Source organism: Prosthecodimorpha staleyi, assembly GCF_018729455.1.
Lineage (GTDB): Bacteria > Pseudomonadota > Alphaproteobacteria > Rhizobiales > Ancalomicrobiaceae > Prosthecodimorpha > Prosthecodimorpha staleyi.
In genome coordinates, this window is sequence record NZ_JAHHZF010000031.1 from 1 (window position 1) to 5,564 (window position 5,564).

Consider the following 5,564-nt stretch of genomic DNA (forward strand, 5'->3'; position numbering starts at 1 on the left):
GCGCATGAGCACGCCATCGGCGAGCGGGTCCTGATCCTCGGGGATGTCGGCGCCGCGCGGCAGGTCGCCCGGCAGCGCCGCGACCGGATCGCGTGGAAGCACCGGAGCCGTCGAGCGGTCGGCCGGGACCGCATCGGTCATGATCCGCCCCCGGCACTTTCGGCCGGCTTCGCGGGCCGGATGCCCAGGAAGTCGCGTCGCAGCTGGGCGATGGCGGCCGCCGACAGGCCGGCTTCGGTCGCCGCCTTCTCGACCGCGTCGGCGGCGCGTTTGGCGAGTTGGGCCGCCATGGCTTCGGCTTGGCGCTGGGCCTCGGCCTCCAGCCTGGCGCGCCGTTCGGAGGAGTGCTTCTGCGCCGTGACCGCCGACTTCAGGGCATCGCCGGCGAACTTCAGATCCATCATGCCCATGCCGGCGTCGCCGGCCTCGCCGATCGCCTCGAAGACGGCGGTCTTGATGGCCTCGGCGAGCGCGATTGTTACGGTGTCGGTGTCGCCGGGCTGCAGGCGGTCGGTCAGGACGCGCGAGATCTCGCGGGTGTGCTCCAGCCGGCGGGCAATGCCGGCGAGCCGCATGGCGTAGCGGTTGAAGGCCGACTTCGAGACCGGCTCGAAATCGTCGTCGCCGATCTCTTCGGCGCGCGCCTGGAGCCGCTTGTTGAACTCGCCGAGGATGTCGATCTGCAGCTGGTTGCGCGCGCGCAGCTCGCCGGCGGCCCAAAGGACGACATCGTCGTAATCCTCGCCGAGCAGCTCGATCGAGGACAGCCGGCCGCGCCCGGTGCTCATTCTTGCTCCTGCTCAGGTGACCGGTTCGGTCGGCTGGTCGACGCCGCCAATCCGAACCTTGAGCGCCAGGTGGTCGCGACCCTTCGGCGTGATGCGCGCAATTACGACGCTTCCCGCCTCGGTCACCGTGACGGCGCCAAGATCCGCGAGCTTGCGATACTCCTCGCCGATCCAGTCGAGCGACCGGTTAATGCCGAAGGTCTCCAGCTTCGCGCTCATCAGCTTCGCGCTCAGAGCCCCGTCGATCTCCTCGGCCAGGCCGCGCAGGATGATCAGCCGAGCTTCGCGCTGATATCGCTCGGCAAAGGAGGACGCCACGCTCATCAGTTCTTCTCCATGAGGATTTCCTGCATGCGGGTGGCGATCGACGCCACCGGCTTCAGGCGCTCGTCCATGGTCTCCAGCCGACCCTCCAGGCGGACGATCGCCATCTCCATGCGGTGCGCGGTCTCGTTGTCGGGCAGGTGTTCCATGTCGCGTTCAAGCCGCGTCACGCGGTCGGCCAGCGCGCCGGCCTGATCGGTCGCCTCGGCGGCGGCCTCCGCAACCACCTTGATGCGCTCCTCCCAGCCCTTCCGACTGGAACCGAGGACCGAGATGACGACGGCCAGCGTGGCGATGGCGAGCGAACCGATCTGGGCGAGCGAGCCGATCTCCATCACTCGGCGGCTCCCGTCGCGGGCGCGGCGTTGTCGTGGTCCGCCCGCTCGGGGGCCGGCCCGTCGGCCTCGCCGGCCGGCTGGTCGCGCGAGCACCACGGCTTGAGCTTGCGGAAGCTGCGATCCGCCTCGGGCTCGTAGCGGACCGCCAGGCCGGCCTGCAGCATGGTGACGGAATAGTCGGTCCAGCCGCCATGGGTAAATTCGAGGCGGGCGACGAAGCGGCCCTGGTACGCGTCGGGTCCGATCTCTCGGGCACGGACGGCGACCGAGCCTTTGAGCAGCCGCTCGGCCTCGGCCTTCGCCTCCCGGCCGGCCTTCAGCTCCTCGGGACACTGCGCACAGCTCTGCCGCGCCGCCCCTCGGCACTCGTGCACCTCGGGCGTGTCGATGCCGCGCAGGCGGACCAGCGAAATGGTGCCGGCGCAGGGACCGCGGCCGCAGGGACCCGTGATCCACAGCACCTCGACCGTGTCGCCGTCGAGCACGCGCGTGACCTGCACCTGGTGCGGCCCCGGCCAGCGGATGCCGGCCGCCTCGGCGGGGCTGTTCACCGCCATGGCGAGCAGGAACCCGTTTGCCGCGACCGCCGCCACACCGGCTCCACCCAGCACGCAGGCCAGGCCCCAGAAGATCATCGATCCGATTTGCCCCAGCCGCATAGCCTGGTCCCCACCGCGTTGTGTTCCTTGGCCTGGCGGATCGTCCCGTCCGTATCGAGGGCCGACCAGGCGATCGGTTCGGCCACGTCGCAGAAGGCGGCGCGGCCGAGCTTGTCGGTACCGGCCGGCAGATCAGTCCCGCCGCCGGAAGCCGTCATCGTCGCGCAACCGATCAGGACCACCGCGGTCCAGATCAGCGCGCATATCTTGGCGAGCGCTTCGAGCTGCCGCCACCTCGTCGAGAGACCGGTTGAGCGCATCCGCCACCACCTTCGCGGTCGCCCCGTCCGCAGCCTCGGTCCGCGCCCGCCAGTCGGCGAGCGACTGGGCGAGCCGGACCAGGCCGAGGATCAGGGCGAGCCAGTTCATGGGCGGGTCAGCCGATCTTGCGGGACGCTCGGAGGCGGCCCCAGATCGTGATGCCGGTGCCGACGAGCGTGACGGCCGCGCAGGCGAAGGCGGTCACCTGATCGACGACCAGCGCCTGGGTCGCCGGATCGACCTGGATTCCGAGCAGCGCGCCGGCGACGATGGAGACCAGCTGCATCACCTGGCCGATGATGGTGCGGGACGCCCACCAGGGCTTGGTATCGATCGGATCCATGGAACACTCCTTCGAGGGATGACTCGGCTCGATGCCGAGGATTTGGCGGCGCATCTCGGCAGCGTCCTCGGTCGAAAGGCCGCGATCGGGCTCCGGGCTCATGCTTCGGACCGGGACACCGGCCGCCCGTCGTCGGCGACGACCGGGGCTTCGGGAAGCGCGCCGCCCGGCGGGGCGCGGAAACCGAGCACGCGCCCGCCGCGGACGGTGGGGATGTTGTCGAACCAGGCGAGCGTGATGGCGTTGGACTGGTTGCCGCCGGCGACCAGGAGCCGCTTCGCTCCCGGCGTGATCGCCGCGATGATGCCGACATGGCCGCCGCCCTGGCGGCTGAACACCACCACGGCGCCGCGGCGAGGCCCGACCAGGGGCGAGCCCCAATCGGCCCAGGCGCGCGCCGAGAGCGGGTTCGGCAGGACAGGCGTCAGGCCGGCGCGGCACGCCGCATCGGCGACGGCCAGGCCGCACCACGGGATGTCGTCGTCCTCGTAGAAGCCGCCGACCCAGTCGAGCTTCGGATGGCTGCCGGCGACCCGGCGCGCCATCTGCATGATCACGGGGTTGGAGCCCTTGCCCTCGACCTCGTGCAGGCCGAGCTGGGCGAGCATGGCCGCCAGCATGGGCGGCGCGCCGGCCGCGAGGGCCGAAACGATGGACGGGTGCATGGGGGGCTCCAGGATCGGAAGGCGCGTCGGAATGATCACGACGCTAGCCGCCGGCGATCCCGGAAGCAGGGCTGACGGCCGTCAGCCGTCGCCTTGTCTTGAAGTCTGCGATTTGGGAGACGGCTCATTCCTGCCGGATTTTCCGGCGGATGCAAGCGACCCGGGCGCTCAGAACAGCGAGCCCTGCGCGTCATCCGGGCCGCCCTTCATGCGCCGGCGCATGCGCCAGCCGGTGCGCTCGGTGACGCCGGCCTGGCGGGCCGCCTCGCGCACCCCGGACCCGGTCTCGACCGCGCGGGCGAAGGTCTGCGCCGTCGCCCGGCGCACCTGGCCATAGGCACCCGTCCCGGCGATCGGCACCATCACCTCGGTATGGCCGGCTCGGCCGCCGCCGGAGCCGACTGCGAAGCGGGCGATGATCGCCCGGGCGGCGGTCTCGCCGAGCAGCTCCTCCAGCCAATTGCCCGGAACATAGTGACCGGGAATGCGCACCCGCTGCCCACCGCGCGCCTGGGCGAGCGTCAGGGCCGCCTCGACCCCCGCCACCTCGGCAATTTCGGCGAGCACGCCAGGCAGCGTCATCCCCGCCTCCGAGGCTTCACGGTCACGACATATCCGTTGTGGACCGCGAGGCGGCAGGTTGCGGCGACGACGATGCGATCGGCCGGCAGGCCGGCCCGATCGGCGGCCGCGCAGGCCTCGCCCACCAGCCCGGCGATCTCAACCCGGACAGCCTCGATGTCGTGGCCGTGCACCCGCTCCAGGTAGCGCAGCACCGCGTGGTCCGTGACGATGATCATCGGGCGGCCTCCGAGCAGCGGTGGGGATGCGGCGCCCAGAGATCCATGCCGGCATGCCGTTCGACGCCGAACAGCTCGCAGCCGGGGATGCCGGGCAGCATTTTGGCCAGGCGAGCGTAGAACTCGTCGGGCTTGCGGCTGTGCTCGCGACGCGGCGCTTGGAAGGAATCGAGCGTCGAGCGCGACGACCAGCGCGGTCGGCCGCGGGTGGCGATCAGATAGGGCTCGAACGAGTTCCGGTGGATGTAGCCCATGCCCATGGCCGGGCGGCCGGACCGCGTGAGCTTCTGCCAGATGCCGAGCGTCTTCGGCTCGAAGCCCCAGGCGCGGGCGACCACATGGGCGGCCTCGGTCTGAATCGCGCGGAACCAGAGGAACAGGGCGCAATCCTCCGCGGCCAAGATCTCGACCGGAAGAGCGGCGATCGTCTCGATCGAGAGCGTCGGATAGTGCCGCTCGGGCGTCCGGCCATGACCAGTCTCCGCGCCCCAGACCTCGGTCGGCCAGGGCGGATCGGCGACGATCGCCCCATAGCCGAAGGGGCGGAGCGGACCCCAGGGCCACGCGGTCATTTCCGACTCCCAGCCAAGGCCTTGCGCAGCTTTGCGCCCAGGACGGGTGCGACGCGGTCGAGTTCGGCCTCGGTCAGGCTGTCGAGGGTGGCGACCAGGCGCGGATTGCCGCGGGCGACTGCGCTGCAATAGGAGCAGAGGTCGGCCTCGGGCGTGACCAGGGTCGACGCACCGGCGGCGAGAAGGCGCGCCCATTGCGCACGCAGTACGGCACGCTTCAGATCGACAGCCGACGCCTTGGGGCTCGGCCAGGCGAAGCCGGCCTCGCGGGCGATCCAGCTCTTCAGCGCCTCGATCACGCGGCGCGCCTCGGCCGGGTCGTTGAGCCAGTTTGGGCTCGACAGACCCGTCTGCCGCTCGACGAACGCGGCCAGCGCGGTATCGCGCCGGTCGTCCACCACGCCGAGATTGTGGGCCGTGATCCAGAGGGCGCGCAGCTTGCCCGCAAAGGGGCCGGACAGCGCGAGCGCGCCTTCGGCCGGCCGTTGACGGGGCTTCGAACGACCTTCGTCGGGCCGCCCGGCCGGCGGCGGCGCTTCACCGGCAAGCACCTGCAGGCGATCGATCACCCGGATGGCGGACTGGACGGTCAAGCCCTTCGCCGAACGCACACCAGCGACCTGGTCGAGCACGTCACGATAGCTGTCGTCATCCAGCCGGGCGGATTTCTTGAGGGCGTGAATCTTGCCGATCTGTCGTGCGGTCGCGGTCATGCTGCCTCCAGGGCGAGGAGCGTCCGGGTGAGGTCCCGGATCCGTCTGCGGATCCGCTCCTGGCGCGAGGAGCGGACACGGGGGCGGACCTGGGCGAGCAG

The 5,564-nt window shown here is 71.0% G+C and carries 11 protein-coding genes; all 11 read right to left on the bottom strand.

Going from position 1 to position 5,564, the window contains the following annotated elements; translation table 11 throughout:
• Positions 1 to 137: 137 nt before the first annotated feature.
• The 11 genes from KL771_RS28015 to KL771_RS28065 all read right to left on the bottom strand — a co-directional run bounded on the left by KL771_RS28015 (position 138) and on the right by KL771_RS28065 (position 5,463).
• Positions 138 to 788: a DUF3486 family protein gene (locus KL771_RS28015; protein ID WP_261971804.1), complete on the bottom strand. Its 651-nt coding sequence runs from the start codon at positions 786 to 788 to the stop codon at positions 138 to 140.
• 12 nt (positions 789 to 800) lie between these two features.
• Entirely contained in the window at positions 801 to 1,112 is a 312-nt protein-coding gene (locus tag KL771_RS28020) for a VpaChn25_0724 family phage protein (protein WP_261971805.1), read from the bottom strand.
• The gene (locus KL771_RS28025; RefSeq protein WP_261971806.1) at positions 1,112 to 1,447 is read right to left on the bottom strand and encodes a hypothetical protein; all 336 of its coding nucleotides are present in this window, start codon (positions 1,445 to 1,447) and stop codon (positions 1,112 to 1,114) included. The genes KL771_RS28020 and KL771_RS28025 overlap by 1 nt, the downstream gene beginning before the upstream one ends.
• On the bottom strand, positions 1,447 to 2,109 hold the full coding sequence (locus tag KL771_RS28030) for a thermonuclease family protein (RefSeq protein ID WP_261971807.1): 663 nt from the start codon (positions 2,107 to 2,109) through the stop codon (positions 1,447 to 1,449). The genes KL771_RS28025 and KL771_RS28030 overlap by 1 nt, the downstream gene beginning before the upstream one ends.
• A 132-nt stretch (positions 2,110 to 2,241) precedes the next feature.
• Positions 2,242 to 2,478, bottom strand: a complete 237-nt coding sequence (locus KL771_RS28035; RefSeq protein WP_261971808.1) for a hypothetical protein — start codon at positions 2,476 to 2,478, stop codon at positions 2,242 to 2,244.
• Positions 2,479 to 2,485: 7 nt separating this feature from the next.
• Complete coding sequence (locus KL771_RS28040) at positions 2,486 to 2,713, bottom strand: hypothetical protein (RefSeq protein ID WP_261971809.1); 228 nt, start codon at positions 2,711 to 2,713, stop codon at positions 2,486 to 2,488.
• A 98-nt stretch (positions 2,714 to 2,811) separates the two neighbouring features.
• Positions 2,812 to 3,378, bottom strand: a complete 567-nt coding sequence (locus tag KL771_RS28045) for a TIGR02594 family protein (protein WP_261971810.1) — start codon at positions 3,376 to 3,378, stop codon at positions 2,812 to 2,814.
• Between the two features lie 168 nt (positions 3,379 to 3,546).
• Positions 3,547 to 3,960 (bottom strand): hypothetical protein, encoded by a 414-nt coding sequence (locus KL771_RS28050; protein WP_261971811.1) that lies wholly within the window; start codon positions 3,958 to 3,960, stop codon positions 3,547 to 3,549.
• On the bottom strand, positions 3,957 to 4,178 hold the full coding sequence (locus KL771_RS28055) for a hypothetical protein (protein WP_261971812.1): 222 nt from the start codon (positions 4,176 to 4,178) through the stop codon (positions 3,957 to 3,959). Before KL771_RS28055 ends, KL771_RS28050 begins: the two co-directional genes overlap by 4 nt.
• A complete protein-coding gene (locus KL771_RS28060) occupies positions 4,175 to 4,750 on the bottom strand; it encodes an MT-A70 family methyltransferase (RefSeq protein WP_261971813.1) in 576 nt (191 codons plus the stop codon). The genes KL771_RS28055 and KL771_RS28060 overlap by 4 nt, the downstream gene beginning before the upstream one ends.
• Positions 4,747 to 5,463, bottom strand: coding sequence for a regulatory protein GemA (locus tag KL771_RS28065; RefSeq protein ID WP_261971814.1), 717 nt, complete (start codon positions 5,461 to 5,463; stop codon positions 4,747 to 4,749). Before KL771_RS28065 ends, KL771_RS28060 begins: the two co-directional genes overlap by 4 nt.
• Positions 5,464 to 5,564: the final 101 nt, after the last annotated feature.